At 64.9% G+C, this 16,886-nt stretch carries 15 protein-coding genes and 1 pseudogene; 9 read left to right on the forward strand and 7 right to left on the reverse strand.

Annotated features, from left to right (window positions below):
* Positions 1-181 precede the first annotated feature (181 nt).
* The 4 genes and pseudogenes from ASB57_RS01630 to ASB57_RS01640 all read left to right on the forward strand — a co-directional run bounded on the left by ASB57_RS01630 (position 182) and on the right by ASB57_RS01640 (position 2,741).
* Entirely contained in the window at positions 182-412 is a 231-nt protein-coding gene (locus tag ASB57_RS01630; protein WP_057649983.1) for a hypothetical protein, read from the forward strand.
* 86 nt (positions 413-498) lie between these two features.
* Positions 499-606 (forward strand): annotated as a pseudogene (locus ASB57_RS31435) (rRNA methyltransferase); the annotation flags it as partial.
* A gap of 205 nt (positions 607-811) precedes the next feature.
* Positions 812-1,615 carry a metallophosphoesterase family protein gene (locus ASB57_RS01635; protein ID WP_057649985.1) on the forward strand — a complete coding sequence of 268 codons (804 nt, stop codon included), beginning with the start codon at positions 812-814 and terminating at the stop codon, positions 1,613-1,615.
* Between the two features lie 34 nt (positions 1,616-1,649).
* Positions 1,650-2,741, forward strand: coding sequence for an RNA methyltransferase (locus ASB57_RS01640; protein ID WP_057649987.1), 1,092 nt, complete (start codon positions 1,650-1,652; stop codon positions 2,739-2,741).
* A gap of 3 nt (positions 2,742-2,744) precedes the next feature.
* Here ASB57_RS01640 and ASB57_RS01645 read toward each other — a convergent pair whose 3' ends face one another.
* Genes ASB57_RS01645 through ASB57_RS01675 form a run of 7 tightly spaced genes read right to left on the reverse strand, consistent with a single transcriptional unit; the run spans position 2,745 to position 10,240 of the window.
* Positions 2,745-4,229, reverse strand: a complete 1,485-nt coding sequence (locus tag ASB57_RS01645) for a M81 family metallopeptidase (protein ID WP_057649989.1) — start codon at positions 4,227-4,229, stop codon at positions 2,745-2,747.
* Between the two features lie 4 nt (positions 4,230-4,233).
* Complete coding sequence (locus tag ASB57_RS01650) at positions 4,234-5,370, reverse strand: Xaa-Pro peptidase family protein (RefSeq protein WP_057649990.1); 1,137 nt, start codon at positions 5,368-5,370, stop codon at positions 4,234-4,236.
* 18 nt (positions 5,371-5,388) lie between these two features.
* Positions 5,389-6,180 (reverse strand): ABC transporter permease, encoded by a 792-nt coding sequence (locus ASB57_RS01655; RefSeq protein WP_057649993.1) that lies wholly within the window; start codon positions 6,178-6,180, stop codon positions 5,389-5,391.
* Complete coding sequence (locus tag ASB57_RS01660; protein WP_057649995.1) at positions 6,177-7,025, reverse strand: ABC transporter permease; 849 nt, start codon at positions 7,023-7,025, stop codon at positions 6,177-6,179. The genes ASB57_RS01655 and ASB57_RS01660 overlap by 4 nt, the downstream gene beginning before the upstream one ends.
* Positions 7,025-8,164: an ABC transporter ATP-binding protein gene (locus tag ASB57_RS01665; protein ID WP_156414034.1), complete on the reverse strand. Its 1,140-nt coding sequence runs from the start codon at positions 8,162-8,164 to the stop codon at positions 7,025-7,027. The genes ASB57_RS01660 and ASB57_RS01665 overlap by 1 nt, the downstream gene beginning before the upstream one ends.
* Entirely contained in the window at positions 8,164-9,273 is a 1,110-nt protein-coding gene (locus ASB57_RS01670) for an ABC transporter substrate-binding protein (protein ID WP_057649996.1), read from the reverse strand. The genes ASB57_RS01665 and ASB57_RS01670 overlap by 1 nt, the downstream gene beginning before the upstream one ends.
* Positions 9,274-9,310: 37 nt before the next feature.
* Entirely contained in the window at positions 9,311-10,240 is a 930-nt protein-coding gene (locus ASB57_RS01675) for a MurR/RpiR family transcriptional regulator (protein ID WP_082621304.1), read from the reverse strand.
* Positions 10,241-10,581: 341 nt separating this feature from the next.
* On the opposite strand from ASB57_RS01675, the gene bioA reads away from it, so the two are divergent.
* The 5 genes from bioA (at position 10,582) to ASB57_RS01700 (ending at position 16,882) form a co-directional block, all read left to right on the forward strand.
* Positions 10,582-11,970 carry an adenosylmethionine--8-amino-7-oxononanoate transaminase gene (gene bioA, locus ASB57_RS01680; protein WP_057649998.1) on the forward strand — a complete coding sequence of 463 codons (1,389 nt, stop codon included), beginning with the start codon at positions 10,582-10,584 and terminating at the stop codon, positions 11,968-11,970.
* Positions 11,971-12,104: 134 nt separating this feature from the next.
* The gene (locus tag ASB57_RS01685; protein WP_057655844.1) at positions 12,105-13,478 is read left to right on the forward strand and encodes an 8-amino-7-oxononanoate synthase; all 1,374 of its coding nucleotides are present in this window, start codon (positions 12,105-12,107) and stop codon (positions 13,476-13,478) included.
* 114 nt (positions 13,479-13,592) lie between these two features.
* A complete protein-coding gene (gene bioD, locus ASB57_RS01690) occupies positions 13,593-14,294 on the forward strand; it encodes a dethiobiotin synthase (protein WP_057650000.1) in 702 nt (233 codons plus the stop codon).
* 371 nt (positions 14,295-14,665) lie between these two features.
* Entirely contained in the window at positions 14,666-15,226 is a 561-nt protein-coding gene (locus tag ASB57_RS01695) for a sugar dehydrogenase complex small subunit (RefSeq protein WP_057650002.1), read from the forward strand.
* 66 nt (positions 15,227-15,292) lie between these two features.
* Positions 15,293-16,882: a GMC family oxidoreductase gene (locus tag ASB57_RS01700; RefSeq protein WP_057650004.1), complete on the forward strand. Its 1,590-nt coding sequence runs from the start codon at positions 15,293-15,295 to the stop codon at positions 16,880-16,882.
* The last annotated feature ends 4 nt before the right edge of the window (positions 16,883-16,886 follow it).

Consider the following 16,886-nt stretch of genomic DNA (forward strand, 5'->3'; position numbering starts at 1 on the left):
ACAACTTATGGTTCATTCGGCGCCAACTTTTCCCTAACGCCACAGCCGGGCGGCTTTTTCTTTGGTGCTCTGGCACGGCTATTTGCACTCACCGCCATGAACCGCGCCACTTTTTTGCCTAAAAGCGGCGCGGTTTTCCTAACTGCGCCATTAAAAGCGCAAACTGCGCCACCACCTAACCATGTCATCCGTCGATCGAGAAAACTTTTCTTCCCGGGCCGCTCCTGATGTGCTCGCGGCACTCCGGGAAATCTCCGTTAAGCAAGGTCGCCAGTTCCAGGCGGCTCTTGAGGATGCAATGCGCGAGTACATCGACAGGCAGCAGAAAGGACGTCCAAGGCGGCATGCCATGGCCGCGTTCGCATCCAGCCTGGACGAGTTCGGCATCCTCTACCGCGAATTGGCCAAGTAAGTGACCGTGTACGGCTATTTGACCGTGGCTGCATGGGTTGCAACTGCCGATAAGGGTTGAGGCGGCAGAGTAAAATCCTGTCGCCTATGTGCTACTCCGACTTCGACTCTCGTCTTGCCGCCCTTGGTGCCCGGCCCGTCCATCGTGGCCGGGTGGTGCGCGTCTGGTTGAATGGGCAGGCGCTGGACGCCGGTCCTTGATGTAGGGATATGTAGCCTTCTCTTAAGGATTCATCGGGCGACCCTGCTGGGCAGTGGTTCGATGTGGAAGCCAACTCCTAAAACAGATCCGAGCATAAAAATTTCGAAAAAAATGATGCTCATGTTGATGTATTCAACCTCGCGCTATGCGCGGCAGCTCGGATCTAATTGAAAGCACCTCAGATTTTTCGGGCTCACTATGAAGCTCCACGTTCTCAGCGACGTTCATCTTGAATTTGGTAGATGGCCCAGGGCGGACGACGTGAATGCCGTTGATGCCGATGTCACCGTGCTGGCGGGTGACATCGGAGCAGGCCTGCTAGGTATCGATTGGGCATTGACCTTCAGGCGACCCGTTATCTACGTCTGTGGCAATCACGAGTTTTATGGGAAGCGGCCTATGCCTAAGTTGTGGCGTAAGGCCCGCCAGAAGGTCAGTGGTACGCACGTTCATCTTTTGGAAAATGAGGCCGCCGTCATGGATGGTGTTCGTTTTCTCGGCGCGACGCTTTGGACTGACTTCTGTCTCTTCGGCGTGCCCCGGCAACAATTAGCGATGCAAAGCGCGCAGACGGGGATGAATGATTACGCTCAGATCATCGCAACGGACAGGCCTATTCGTCGATTGAACGAAACGACAGGCGCGAGTCGCTATGCCGGCGACCCGCTGACAGCATGTGCAACGCTGAGCATGCACCAGCAAAGCCGCGCCTTCCTTGAATGTGAACTCAACGCGGGCCATACAGGTAAGTTAGTAGTCGTCACCCATCACGCCCCGAGCGTGAAGAGCCTCCGTTACGGTGAACCTCGGGGATTGTTGGACGCGGCGTACGCGAGCCACCTTGACGATCTCGTTGATCGTGCCGCTTTGTGGATTCATGGCCACACGCATTTGCCCGTGGACTACCGGATCGGTAACGGCCGTGTGGTTTCCAATCCGCGAGGCTATGTCAGGTACGAAACGATTGCACGGTTCAACCCAGGCTTTGTGGTCGAGGTATAGGGAGAGCCGGCGGCACGGTAAAATCCCGTCCCTCATGCGCTACTCCGACTTCGACTCCCGTCTTGCCGCCCTTGGTGCCCGGCCCGTCCATCGTGGCCGGGTGGTGCGTGTCTGGCTGAACGGGCAGGCGCTGGATACCGGGACGAAACGGCGCCAAGCGCAGGACTTTTTGCCGCTGACCCTGCGGGACGCCGTGCCGGCCCTGACGGCGGAGCTCGACGGGCTGGCGCGTATCCGGTCGGAGCATGCTGGCCACGACGGTTCGCGGCTGCTGGTGGAACTGGCCGACGGGCAGATGGTGGAAAGCGTGCTGCTGCCACGCGACGGCGTCTGTGTGTCCACCCAGATCGGCTGCGCGGTCGGCTGCCGCTTCTGTATGACCGGCAAGACCGGCCTGATCCGGCAAGTCACCAGCATGGAGATCCTGGCCCAGGTCGTGCTGGCGCGGCGCCAGCGCGCGGTCAAGAAAGTGGTCTTCATGGGCATGGGCGAACCGGCGCACAACCTCGACAACGTGCTCGAAGCCATCGACCTGCTCGGCACCGAAGGCAATATCGGCCACAAGAACCTGGTGTTCTCGACCGTGGGCGACCCCCGCGTGTTCGACGCGCTACCGCGACAACGGGTCAAGCCCGCACTGGCGCTGTCGCTGCACACGACCAAGGCCGAACTGCGCCAACACCTGCTGCCACGCGCACCCAGGATCGCGCCGGAAACCCTGATCGAACTCGGCGAAAAATACGCCCGCGACACGGGCTACCCGATCCAATACCAATGGACCCTGCTCAAAGGCATCAACGACGGCGACGACGAACTCGATGCCCTCGTGCGCCTGCTCAAGGGCAAATGGGGCGTGCTGAACGTCATTCCCTTCAACAGCCTTGAAGGCGACGACTACCAACGCCCCGACACCGAACGCATCCGCGCGATCGCCCAGTACTTGCACCGCCGCGGCGTACTGACCAAGGTCAGGAACAGCGCCGGCCAGGACGTGGACGCCGGCTGTGGACAACTGCGCGCCCGCGCGGTCGGCGCGGAGCAAGTGGTCCAGTTGCGCCGCACGCGCAGTGCAAGGCCGGACGCTGCCCAGGCCATGGCGATAAGCCCCGGCGGCCCGCAGGCCTGATATTCAAATCCGCAAGCCCGCCCGCAAGGACTTGTACGGTAGGCGTTCCAGCCTGCTGCACACCAGCCCCGGGCTGGCGACCACCAGCACCTCCCGGGCAATCTCCTGGAAATCGGCGCGAAAATGCACCGAACTTTTCAAAACCAGTATCCCGCATTGCGCCGGATCGATGCCCACATGATGAAAGATGGCGCGATCGGCCGCCTGCATCTTGGCGCTGCAGACGATGACGCACACGCCATCGCAACGCAGCAGGGCGGTCGGCCCCAGATCGATGGGCGATCCGCCCCACATCGGCCCCGTGCCCGTGAAGCGCCCATCGGACACCTGCTCGACGATGTACGTGGCCGTGCAAGGCACACCCGGCAGCCCGTCGCCAGTCGGACTGCGCCCGCCCACCGCCAGGAAAAGCGCGGCGCCGACGCCGGCACGATGCGCCGCGGCAGCGGCGTCGGGATCGCACACCATGGCCACGACAGCATCCGTGGCGCGATGGGCGATCAGCGCCCGTAACAGGCCGGTCGTGTCCGAACTGCCGCCACCGCCAGGATTGTCCTGCGTGTCGGCCAGCACGATCGGACCCGCATCGCGGTCGGCATTACGCACGGCATAGGCGGCCGCCTCGTTGGTGTCCAGTATCGTCTGCCTGAAGGCCGGTTCCGCCGCCTCCAGGCACGCGGCCAAGGCGTCCAGGGCCGCGCCGGCCTGGGCCACGTCGTCACCATAAGCAATGACCGCCTGCCCGCAGTCGGCGATGTCCGCCAGGGGAAAGCCTCCCGTCCACGTCAGCGCGGCCAGGCCCATGTCGGCTTCGATGCGCGTCAAGGCCGCCATCACGCCCGCGGCGGGCTCCACCAGGGTGCACTGCGCGGTCAAGGGAATCAGGAAGTCGAGCTGGCGCCAGGCAACCACGTGACGCCGCCCCCGGGCGAGCCGCGCATGCAGCAGGCGCGCCGCGCGCGCGCCAGTGTCCGCCATGTCGACATGCGGATACGTGCGATAGCCGACCAAGGCGTCCGTCAGCGCGACCATGTCCGCGGACACATTGGCGTGGTAGTCCAGGCTGGCGACGATGGGCAGGTCGGCCCCAGCATAAGCGCGCAGTCGGTGCAGCAATTCGCCTTCGCCGTCGTCGTGCGTGGTCGTGGCCATGGCCCCATGCAGGTCCAGATACAGGGCGTCAGCGGGGCCCGCCGCGGCCAGCGCCGCCACCAAACGATCGCAAAGCGCGTCGAAGGCGGCATCATCGACCCGTCCGGACGGCGTGGCGGCCGCCCAGATGAGCGGAACCACCTCATGGCCCAGTTCGGTCAACGCCGCAATCGCACCGCTGATCGGCAGATTCATCCGCGCCGTGACCCTTGCCACTTCCTTTCCGGTCAGCAGCCCGGGCCAGCCACCGCCTTGCAGGAAGTCCTCCAGCAAGGCGGGCTGCGGAGAGAAAGTGTTGGTCTCGTGCTGAAGCCCGCCGACCGCGATGCGCGCCATGGCACTACACCTCGAACAGTTTGCGCGGCGACTTCGTCAAGCACTCCACACCCGTCTCGGTGACCAGGACGGTTTCGCTGAACGCGACGCCGGCGGCCGACACGTACATGTGGAAGACCATGCCCGGCTCCAGCTCCCACTGCGAATTGGGCAGGAAGATGCGGCTGAAGTCGCTGGTATGCGGCGTCGACAAGGGGAAGTGCCCGATGGTGTAGCCCGTGATGTTGCGGTAATCCGGCCGCAGTCCCGCGGCCAGGATGCCGTCGCGCACGATGGCGTCGATGTCGCTGGCCTTGCGGCCGGGCGCCATGGCGGCAAACTGGCGGTCCTGGATCTCGACCAGCTGGCGCGCCAACGCCGCACGTTCACCGGCGGGGCCGATGACGACGGGACGCATGATGCGGGCGCTGTAGCCGTTGACCAGGGGCAGCAATTCCAGATGCAGGACATCGCCGGCCTTCATGGGCGTGCCGTGCAGATTGCCGTGCAGGAAGCTGTCGCCGATGCCCGCGGTGATGATGCCGGCGCGGCTGGTGTCGGCGCCGTTGGACATGAACACTTCATGGACCACCGCGGCGGCGTCGCGTTCGCTACGCCCCACGCCCGTCGTCGCGAGGACCGCGTCGATGGCCAGGTCGCCGATACGGCTGGCTTCACGCAGGTAGGCGATTTCGGCGGCGGACTTGCACATGCGCAGCCGTTCCAGCACGCCGCTGAAGTCGACGAAAGCCACCTGCGGCAGGCGCGCGGCCAGCTGCTTGTAGCGGCGCAGCGGCATGCAGTAGGAATCTTCGTCCAGACCCACGCGAACGCGCGACCAGCCACGCGCTTCAACGGTGGCGCCGAGCACGTCGATCGGGTCTTCCCAGTCGGAAAACGCCACGGCGTCGGTCACCCAGGAGCTTTCCAGGAAAGGACCCAGGTCCACCGCGCGCAGCATCATCACCGGGTCGCCTTCCAGCGGCAGCAGGCAGCAGCGGTACATGTTCTCCGAAATGCTGAAGCCCGTGATGTAGGCGAGGAATTCGGTCTGGTCGATCAGCAGCACGTCGATCTGGCGCGCGCGCATCTGTTCGCGCACGCGCGCCACGCGCTCGTCATATTCATGTTGGGTGAACAACAGATGTTTGGTTTGGTTCATGGATGTCCAGGGATGAAATCAGGTTCTTGCGCCGCGCCGCGCGACCAGGTTCGCGGCCAGCAGGGCGAGTATGGATACGACGACCAGCAGGGCGCTGATCGCGGCGATGGTGGGATCGAGCTGGAACAGCACGGCATTCCAGATGCGTACGGGCAGCGTCTGCGCGGTGCTGCCGGCCATGAACATGGCGATCAGCAGCTCGTCGAAGGAGCTGAGGAACGCAAAGATGCAGGCCGACGCGATGCCCGGCGCGATCAAGGGCAGGGTGATGCGGCGGAACGCGGTGTAGCGGCTGGCGCCCAGGCTCAAGGCGGCATTCTCCAATCGGCCATCCACCCCCTGCAGATTGGCGGACAGGATGATGATGGCGATGGGCAGGGCGATCACGGCATGGCCGATGATGATGGCCGGCATGCTGCCAAACACCGCGCCCTTGTCCGCGAAAAAGAAGAACATGGCGATGGCCGAGATGATGTTGGGCACGATCATCGGCAGCAGGATCAAGGCATAGACCGCCTGTTTGAAGCGGAAACGCCCTCGTACCAGGGCCAGCGCCGCCAGCACGCTGAGCAGCACCGCCAGGATGGTCGAGCCGACGGCGATCTGCAGGCTGAACCAGATCGATCCGCGCCAGTCCGCATTGGTCAGCACCGCTTCGAACCACCGCAAGGACACGCCGCGCGGCGGGAACGTCAGGTAGTCGGTGGGGCTGAGCGCCAGGGGAAAGATGATGAGGATGGGCAGGGCCAGGAACACGAGCACCGCGATGGCGGCGACCCGTGTCGTCAGGCCGACGGAATGGCCGTTCATAGCTTGGCCTCGAAAAGACGGTTAAGACCGACCACGCGTTCGTAGATCAGGAAAAGCACCAAGGTGCAGGCCAGCAGCACGGCCGCCAGCGCGGACGCGAAACCCCAGTCGAAATACGTCTCCACCTGGCTCTCGATGATCATGGAGATCATGCTGTCTTCCTGGCTGCCCATCAGCGCGGGGGTGATGAAAAAGCCGATGGACAGGATGAAGACCAGCAGGCTGCCCGCCGCCACGCCCGGCATGGACAGGGGCGCGAAGATGCGCCAGAAGGCCCGGGTGCGCGACGCGCCAAGACTGGACGCGGCCCGCAGCAGGCCGGTGTCGATGCCGCGCATCACGCTGTACAGCGCCAGCACCATATAAGGCAGCAGGATGTACGTCATGCCCACCAGTACGCCGAAGCGGCTGTACATCATGGCCAGCGGCTTATCGATGAGGCCGGTGGCGCGCAGCAGCTGGTTGACGATGCCCTCGGTGCCCAGCAGCACCATCCACGCGTAGGTGCGCACCAGCACGCTGGTGAAATACGGCACGATGACCAGGATCATCAGCAGGCCGGCGGCCTGCGGACGGATCTGCGACAGGAAATAGGCCAGCGGATACCCCAGCAGCAAGGTGCAGACCGTGACCGAGAAGGCAATCTCGAAGGTGATCCACAGGACCTGCAGATAGGTCGGTTCCTCGATCAGCCTGGCGTAGTGCTTCCAGGTGAAACCCGGATCGAACAGGCTGCGGGCCAGCATCTCTCCCAAGGGATACAGGAAGAAGACGGCCAGTATCAGCAGAGCGGGCGCGAGCAGCAGCCAGGGTGCCGCGCGGGGCGAGCGCAGGAAGGCCGGCATCAATGCGCCTCCTGCCCGGCCGCGGGGTCGGCGGGCACCAGCCACACGCTGCCGGGTTCCCACTGCACGTCCACTTGCGTGCCGATGGCGGGCACGCTGTCGTGGCCGTCGCTGGTCGACTGGCTGCGCAGGATCGTGCCGTCAGCCAGGCGCAGGCCCAGCTTGACGGTGTGACCGATGTACAGCGTGTCTACCACCGTGGCACGCAAGGTGGCGCCGGCGGCACTGGCCGCGCTGGCGGTTCCCACGCGGATCCGTTCGGGACGCAGCACGCCCACGACCTTGGTGCCGGCGCCGCCGGACACATTGCCGCGCGCGCGCAGCAGCTCGCCGCTGGCCAGGCGAACCACGGTGTCCAGGCCGTCCTGTTGCTCGATGGTCCCGGGCAGGCAGTTGGACTGGCCGACGAAGCCCGCCACCCACGCGCTGGCGGGCTGCTCATAGATGACGCGGGCCGGCGCGATCTGCGCGATGCGGCCATCCTGCATCACCGCCACGCGATCCGACAGCGTCAGTGCTTCTTCCTGGTCGTGCGTCACGAAAACGATGGTCGCGCCCAGGGACGTATGCAGCCGTTTGATCTCCACCTGCATGTGTTCGCGCAGGTTCTTGTCCAGCGCGCCCAGCGGTTCGTCCATCAACAAGGCCTGCGGTTCGAACACGATGGCGCGGGCCAGGGCGATGCGTTGCTGCTGCCCGCCGGACAGCTCGCGCGGGTAGCGCCCGCCCTTGTCGCCGAGCTGCACCAGGTCGAGCGCGCGCTTGACCTCGGCATCGATGCGGGCGCGCGGCATGCGCCGCATCTCCAGCGGAAAGGCCAGGTTCTGCGCCACCGTCAGATGCGGGAACAGCGCGTAGTTCTGAAACACCACACCCAGGTCGCGTTTCGCGGGCGGCAGGGCCGTGACGTCCTTGCCGCCGATGGTGATGCGGCCCGCACTGGGCGAGGTGAACCCCGCCAGCATCATCAGGGTGGTGGTCTTGCCTGAACCACTGGCGCCCAGCAGGGTGACGAATTCGCCGGGCTGGACCGTCAGGTCCAGGTCCCGCACCGCCGCCGAAGCGCCGTAGAACTTGCTGATGCCTTGCAGGCACAGCTCGGCGCCACGGCGGGTCTTGCCGTCTTGCTCCATCGACATCAAGACCTCCGCAGCACCCAGGCTTGCCAACGCTGGCCTACCGTTGCCAGATTGTCAGCCCACCATTGGGGATCCTGCTCGAACGAGGCCTTGAAGTGTTCCGGCGAGCTGGGCAGCTTGGGCAGGTCTTCGGCGCGCACGTGTTCGAAAGCCTTGGTGTTGGTGGGACCGTAGGCGATGTAGCGGGTCAGGTCGCCCTGCACCTTGGGTTGCAACGCGAAGTCGATGAACTTCTGCGCGTTGGCCATGTTCGGCGAATTCTTGACGATGCCCCAGTACTGCACTTGCTGCTTGGCCTGGTTCCACTCGATGGCCAGCGGTGCGCCCTTGTCGATCAGCGCCTGGGCGCGACCGTTCCAGATGGCGCCCAGTACCGCTTCCTTGCGCTCCAGCAATTGCGCGGATACCGCGCCGGTGTCCCACCACTTGGAAACGCTGCCCTTGATGCGGTCCAGGGACTTGAACGCGCGGTCCAGATCGATGGGATAGAGCTTGTCCTTGGTCACGCCGTCCGCGAGCAGGGCGAATTCGAGTTCCGCGGCGCCGGCCTTCTGGTCGGCCAGGGTGCGGGCGCCCGGAAAGCGCGTGATGTCCCAGAAATCCGCCCACGAGCGCGGCTGCGTGCCCGGCTTGAAGACTTCGGTGTTGTACGTTAGCACCGTGGCGAAGTAGAGATTGCCCACCATATTGGCGTGCTTCACCGTCGGCTGGATGTCGGCCGGGTTGGTGTACTTCATCGACGCGTAGTGGATGGGGACCAGGGCGCCGATCTTGTCCAGGGCGATCTGGGCCACGTCGAGCAGGTCCACCACGTCGACCTGCACGCGGCCGGCTTCGACCATCGCGCGGATCTGCGCGGCCGTGGCGGGCTGCACGACCACCTTGATGCCGGTCGCTTCGGTGAACGGCTTGTAGAGCGCCGCGTCCATGGCGTCCTGATAGGCGCCGCCCAGACCGCGCACGACCACCTGGCCGTTGTCGGCCGCCCGTGCGAAGGGCATGCCCAGGGTGGTGCCGCCGAGCGCGAAGCCGGCCAGCGCCGACCGCTTGAGGAAATCCCGCCGAGCCGTGCGTACCGCAGGGCGTTGCGTGTGAGCCTTGATTGTCATGAGTTCTCCCTTGAACTGTTGTGGGTCGGTGGACCGATCAGGATTTGTCGGACGTGCGTTTGCGGCGGCCTTGCATGCCGGCCAGAAGATGTTGTTCGAGCGACGGTTCGCTGTCGTTGTTGCCGCTGCTGCGCCAGTGGCCCAGCTGTTTCCAGGCGGCATCGGAATGGCGCAGGTGATCGGTGACGCGTTCCGCGTCGCGCGCCATGATCATGGCGGTGATCCAGTTCGCCAGCGTCATCGTGCCCGTCTGCGTCCACCAGGCGAAGGCGTTCATGCCACGCGCGGCGTAGAGGGTGTGCGCCGCCAGGCGGGCGAGGGGCGAAGTGGGCCGGTCGGTGATGGCGACGACCTGAGCGCCGTTGTCGCGGGCAAGCTGCAGGATGTCGACGGTATAGGGCAGGTAGCGGACATAGCCGATGCCGATGAAGACATCGCCTTCGCCGACCGTGCGAAAACGGTCGGCCAGGTCGCCATGTTCGACGTTGAAGACCTGCACCTTGTCCATCACCTGGTTCAGATGCATAGCCAGATACGCGGCCAGGGGATACGAGGTGCCATGGCCCGTCACCCAGACGCGGCGCGCGCCGATCAAGAGGTCCGCAATGGCCAGGGCGGTGTCGGTGCTGTTGAGGCGCGCGGTCTCCGCGATCAAGGCGGCATCGGTATCGAAGATGTCGTTCTTCAGCGCCTCGGCGGAGGAGGGCGGCGCCTTGCGCATACCCAATGCCCCTGCGCGTTCCAGCAGGCTGCCGCGCAGTGCCTCGCGCAATTGCGGGTAGCCGGCATAACCGACGGCACGCGCGAAACGCACCACCGCGGCGTCGCTCTGGCCGACGGCTTCGGCCAAAGCCCGGGCGGTCATGAAGGCGACCTGCTCGCGATGGTCCAACAGATAGCGCGCCAGATTCTGTTGAGCTGGCGTCAGTTGGTCGAGGCAGGACGTGATCTGTTGGGTCAGGGACATGGGTGCGTCGGGGGCGGCCTTGGGGGTGGCGACTGGCGCAAATGTTGATGTTGCGACAATCATTTGAATAAATGTAGCAACTGCGACAATGGCGCGCAACAGCAAATCTCGATATCCCGGGTAAACCCCCAGTGCGTTCTTCCGGAAGCATCTTGATACGACTTTCCAGGGGTTTTGCCTGCGCGATATAGCGGGCAAGAAGCAATGTCCGTGTTGGCAATTTTCGGCAACTCCGTGGCGTTGTCGGCAACGCGCTTTCTACGGTGCGTAAATGGCATGTTTGCATGGTGGCAAGGCCATCCCTACGATCGCCGCCGTTATTTCGCCGGAGACGTCGCCCCATGCAACCCTCTCAGTCCGACCTGGCGGCGCGCAGCCTGCGCGCCGTGTGGCATCCCTGCACGCAGATGAAGCACCATGAACGCACACCTTTGCTACCCGTCGCCAGGGCGCGCGGGGCGTGGCTGTACGGCCCTGACGGGGGGCGTTATCTGGATGGAATCAGCTCTTGGTGGGTCAATCTGTTCGGCCATTCGCATCCGGCCATCAATGCCGCCGTGGCGGATCAGATGGCCACCTTGGAGCACGTCATGCTGGCGGGCTGCACGCACGAACCGGCGGTCGCGCTGGCCGAGCGCCTGTCGGCCTTGACCGGCCGCACGCTGGGCCACGCTTTCTTCGCTTCTGACGGCGCGTCGGCGGTCGAGATCGCGCTGAAGATGAGTTTTCATTTCTGGCGCAACCAGGGTGAAGCCGCGAAGCAGGAGTTTGTCTGCATCGACAACGGCTATCACGGCGAAACGCTGGGGGCGCTGGGTGTCACCGACGTGGCCTTGTTTCGCGATGCCTACGGGCCTTTGCTGAGGCATGCGCATCGGGTTGCCACGCCGGACGCGCGGCAGGCGGCGCCGGGCGAGTCTGCCGCCGATGTCGCCACGCGCGCACTGGCGGATGTCAGCAAGCTGTTCGAGGATCGCGCCGGCCACCTCGCGGCGATCATCGTCGAGCCGCTGGTGCAGTGCGCCGCCGGCATGGCCATGCATGATCCTGAGTATTTGCGTGGCTTGCGGAAATTGTGCGATGAGCACGGCGTGCATTTGATCGCCGATGAGATCGCCGTGGGCTTCGGGCGCACCGGCACTTTCTTCGCGCACGAGCAGGCGGGCATACGGCCGGATTTTCTTTGCCTGTCCAAAGGCATCAGTGGCGGCTACCTGCCTTTGTCGGTGGTGTTGTCGACGGACCGGATCCACGCGGCATTCTATGCGGACGACCTGGCGCGCGGGTTTCTGCATTCCCATTCCTATACCGGCAACCCGCTGGCTTGCCGGGCGGCCTTGGCCACCCTCGACCTGTTCGACAGCACGGACGCGCTGGTGACCAACCGCAAGCGCTTCGATAGTTTGGAAAAGGCCTTGAGCCCGCTGGCTGCTCATCCCCATGTGGCGCATCTGCGTCGCCGCGGCGGCATCCTCGCGTTTGATGTGCGGGAGGAGGGGAGCCTGGTCGAAGGGACCTCTGCTGAAGGGCGCTGCGCTGAGCGAAGGCCCACTGATGCCAGTTTCGCGCGGCGCTACGCGGCGAATGCGTTGGCGGCGGGGGCGCTGCTGCGGCCCATAGGGCAAACGGTCTATCTGATGCCGCCTTATGTCCTCGATGAGGAAGAAATCACCCTGCTGGCGGACGCGACGTTGACGGCGCTGGCGCAGACCTTGGAGTCCCGCACGTGAGCAGTCCAGAACATAGTCGTCACCAAAGTCCTCACCAGAGCTCTCATCAGATCTCGCAGCAGAGTTCTTACCAGAGCCCTGACCAGAGCTCTCACCAGAGTTCTCGCCATGGTCCTCAGCGTGGTCTTCATCCCATTGAAGTCCTTCAGGCAGGCCTGGAGGATCTGCAGGCCCGCGACTTGATTCGCCGCCGGCGCACGGCGGACACGCCTTGCGCGCCGCGCATCCGCCTGGATGGGCGGGATGTATTGGCCTTCGCCAGCAATGATTATCTGGGCCTGGCCAGTCATCCAGCGTTGATCGACGCGCTTGCGGAAGGCGCGCGGCGCTACGGGGTGGGCAGCGGCGGCTCCCATTTGCTGGGCGGTCATTCGCGCGCGCATGCCTTGTTGGAAGACGTGCTGGCGGAGTACTGCGGCGGCTTCGCGCGGCAGGCTCGCGCGTTGACGTTTTCCACCGGTTATATGGCGAACCTGGCGGTGCTGACGGCCTTGGCCGGGCGCGGCGCGACGATCTATTCGGATGCCTTGAATCATGCGTCCTTGATCGACGGCGCCCGGCTGTCACGCGCCGAGGTGCGCGTTTATCCGCACGGCGACGTGGCCGCGTTGGGGGCGCGGTTGGCGGCGGATGACGCTGGTGACAGCGCTGCCGCGCGCGGCGGTAGCGGCGTGGGCAGCGGCAATGGCTGCCGCGATAGCAGTAGCAGTAGCAGCGGCAGCGGGCAGGGCCGCGGTAGCGGCAATGGCAATGCCAAGGTCGGCGGCGTCAAGATCATTGTCACCGATGCGGTGTTCAGCATGGATGGCGATACCGCGCCGCTGGCGGAATTGCTCGCGCTGGCGGAGCGGCACCAGGCCTGGCTGGTGGTCGACGATGCCCACGGCTTCGGTGTGAATGGGGCGAACGGTGCGGGCACCATCGCGGCGTCGGGGCTGCGGTCGCCGCTGCTGGTCTATATGGGCACGCTTGGCAAGGCGGCCGGCACGGCAGGGGCTTTTGTGGTGGCGGAAGACACGGTCATCGAATGGCTGATCCAGCGGGCACGCTCGTACATCTTCACCACGGCCGCCGCGCCCGCGCTGGCGCATGCGACGATCAAGAGCGTCGAGCTGATGCGGGGTGATGAAGGCGTCGCTCGGCGCGCTCGTTTGCAGGGTCACATCGACACCATTCGATCGCAGCTGTCGGGCGTACCGGGTGCGTGGCCAAGGACTGAGCCTGCCTCGTCAACGAGTCTGCCGGGTGCTCTATCCAAGACGACGCCTGTCTCGTCAACAAGCCTGCCGCCGCTGCCTCCATCGTTCTCCGCGATCCAGCCCATACTGGTCGGCGAGAACCATGCCGCGTTGGCCCTGGCGGAGCATTTGCTGGCGCATGGCTACTGGGTGCCCGCCGTGCGGCCGCCCACCGTGCCGGTGGGAACAGCGCGCCTGCGCCTGTCCTTGTCCGCGAGCCACGAGCGCGCGGAAATCGAACGCTTATGCGAACTGCTGCTTCAAGCGTGATGCGGGCGACGCATGCACGCGCCCACGTGCGCGGCCTCCCGCCGCGCGCAGGTGGCCGCGCGAGCCGCTGTCCGAGCCATCACGTCCGTTAGTTGCAAAGGCTCATCTGATCCTATGACTTTATCCCCACGTTCCTATTTCATCGCCGGCACGGACACCGAGATCGGTAAGACGCTGGCCAGTTGCGGCCTGCTGTGTGGATACGCCGCGCTGGGCCATTCCACCGCCGCCATGAAACCCATCGCCGCCGGCGCGGAGCAGGGCGCGGATGGCGTCTGGCGTAACGAGGACGCGGAAGCGTTGGCTGCCTGCGTCACGGTATCCGTGCCGCGCGCCCTGTCCACGCCTTTCCTTCTGCACGAACCCGCCGCGCCGCATCTGGTCGCGCGGCAGGCCGGCGTCGCGTTGGACGTTCCGCACATCCTGCGGTGCCACCGCGATATCAGCGCGCGTGCCGACATCACCATCGTTGAAGGTGTGGGTGGCTGGCGGGTTCCTTTGGACGATGACCAGGACACCGGCGACCTGGCCCGGGCGTTGGATTTGCCGGTGATCCTGGTGGTCGGCATGCGCTTGGGGTGTCTTAGCCATGCGTTGCTGACGGCTGAGTCGATCGCCCGCGATGGGTTGCGGCTGGCCGGCTGGATCGCCAATACCGTGGATCCCGGGATGCGCTTCCTCGAGGAAAATGTTGCGACGTTGCGCGATCGGTTCGACCGCCAGTACGCGGCGCCGTTGTTGGGGATCATCCCCAGGCTGGCCGAGCCCACGGGGCCCGTGGCTGCGCAATATTTGGACTTGGGGCGCTTGCCTTAAATCCGCGATTGAATTGCGAGGGGAGACTTTTATTAGTTTTTTGGGGGGGGCTCCCCCAATCCCCCCTGCACCCGCACCCGCACCCCGTCCTTGCCGCCAAACAAATACGCGCTCGGGCTTGCCCGGGCGCGTGGATCCCCATGTTGTTGTCAGCAAACATTCAGCATCAACTGACATATTCCTGACAATCTCGATCAAATTTCGATAAACGTCATTGAATTGCCGTTCTTTGTATTTTTGGACTTATATCCAAACTCATACAATCGCCACCGTAGAGCACAGGCGCAACAGAACGCCAGCCTACACGTGGAGAAGGGTGGAGAGACTAAGCCCCCCAAACATTCAGGCCTCTTCCCCACAGCATCAAGCAGATGAGCAAAATCGCCCCATCCCGCGCCGCGCAGGCGCCGGCCAGCTATGCCCGCCGTGACCTTCTGGTCGCCGCGTTGACGTCGGTCGCCACTTTGGCTGCGCCGACCTGGTCGACCGCAGCCTGGGCGCAGGTGCCGGCCGCCGATGCCAGCAAACGCTTCCTCGACCTGTCCAGTTTCCTGACAGGCAAGAACGACCTTGATCCCGTCATCGCCCGCCGCACCCTGCAGGCCCTGATCGCCAGCTCGAAAGACTTCGAGCAACGCTACGCCGCGCTGGCAACCGCCTGTGCGGCGGCGCGCCAGGCCGGCACCCTGCCGGACATGGCCGCGTTCGACACGTCGCCCGTCAGCCAGGACGCCGCGCTGCGCGCCACCGCCGTGGAAATCGTGAGCGCCTGGTACCTGGGGCGTGTGGGCAATGGCCCCAGCACCCAGTTGATCGCCTATCGCGAAGCCCTGATGTACCGGCCGACCGCCGGCATCACCACGGTCCCCAGCTACCAGCTGGGCGGCTACGGCTACTGGGTGCCGAAGCCGGTCGTTCCCTCCGCTGCCTGATTCCTTTCCTGCTCGCGCGCATGAGCCAAGGGCCGCGCCGCGGGTGGGATTACATCGAGAGTTTTCATGTCTACAGAATTTGACGCCGACGTCATCGTCGTCGGCTCCGGCGTGTGCGGCAGCCTGGCCGCGCACCGCCTTGGCAAAGCCGGCAAGCACGTGATCCTGCTGGAAGCCGGCCCCCGCGTGCCGCGCTGGAAGATCGTCGAGAAGTTCCGCAATACGCCCGTCAAGGGCAATCCCAACGGCCCCTATCCGGACACCAGCTACGCACCGAAGTCGGACAGCAAGGGCTATCTGGAAGAGACCGGCAGCACCAAGAACAACCCCAGCTATCTGCGCCTGGTGGGCGGCACGACCTGGCACTGGGCGGGCGCCTGTTATCGCTTCCTGCCGAACGACTTCAAGATGCAGACGCTGTATGGCGTCAGCCGCGACTGGCCGATCAGCTACGAGGACCTGGAACCGTACTACGGCCAGGCCGAAGTGGAACTGGGCGTGTCGGGCCCGGACGATGCGGACCAGAGCGCCACCGGCCGCGCCGGCACGTATCCGCCGCGCTCGACCCCCTATCCGATGAAAGCCCAGCCGCTGCCGTATATGCAGGAGCGCGCCGACGCGGTCCTGTCGGCCGCGGGCTATCGCGTGATCAACGAGCCCACCGCGCGCAACTCGCGTCCTTACGACGACCGGCCGACCTGCCAGGGCAATAACTCCTGCACGCCGGTCTGTCCGATCGGCGCGCTGTACAACGGCTCGGTGCACGCCTACAAGTCCGAAGCCGTGGGCGTGAAGCTGATGACCGACGCCGTGGTCTATCAGGTGGAAGCGGACGGCGCCGGCAAGATCGTGGCCGTGCGCTACAAGTCGCCGGATGGCAGCGAGCACCGCCTGACGGCGCGCGCCTTCGTGCTGGCCGCTTACTCGATCGAAACGCCGCGCCTGCTGCTGATGTCGAACATCGCGAACAGCTCCGACATGGTCGGCCGCAACCTGTCCTGCCAGCCGGAATGCCACCAGAATTTCATGACCAGCGAGGCCTTGTGGCCCGGCCGTGGCCCCGTGCATCCGCAGACCTTCTTCACCGCGCGTGACGGCGAGTTCCGCCGCGAACGCGCCGGCACCAAGCACGTCGTGGTGAACAACTCGCCCAATGACAAGATCGCCGGCAACCTGCTGAAGAAGGGCATCATCGGCCCGCGCCTGGACGAGATGATCCGTGACCAGGCGTCGCGCATCATGGAACTGAGCACCCAGCACGAGTATCCGGGCGAACCGTCCAACCGGGTCACCCTGAGCACGACCCGCAAGGATGCGCTGGGCCTGCCCACGCCGGTGGTCCATTTCAACCGGGACAACGCGTACTTCCTGGCCGGCTTCGAAGACACCAAGCGTGTCTACAAGCGCGTGGCCGAGCTGTTCGGCGCCACCGAGTACTCGCCGTTGACGTGGGTGCACCCGCACACGCAAGGCACCACCATCATGGGCGCCGATCCGAAGACGTCGGTGGTCGATCCCTTCGGCCGTGCCCACGACCATCCCAATCTGTACATCGTCGGTCCCAATGTCTTGACGACCACGGGCACGGTCAATCCGACCCTGACCGCGGCCGCACTGGCCTTGCGCACCGCTGATGCCGTGCTGCATTCGATCTGAGGAA

The organism is Bordetella sp. N, from assembly GCF_001433395.1.
GTDB lineage: Bacteria > Pseudomonadota > Gammaproteobacteria > Burkholderiales > Burkholderiaceae_B > Bordetella_C.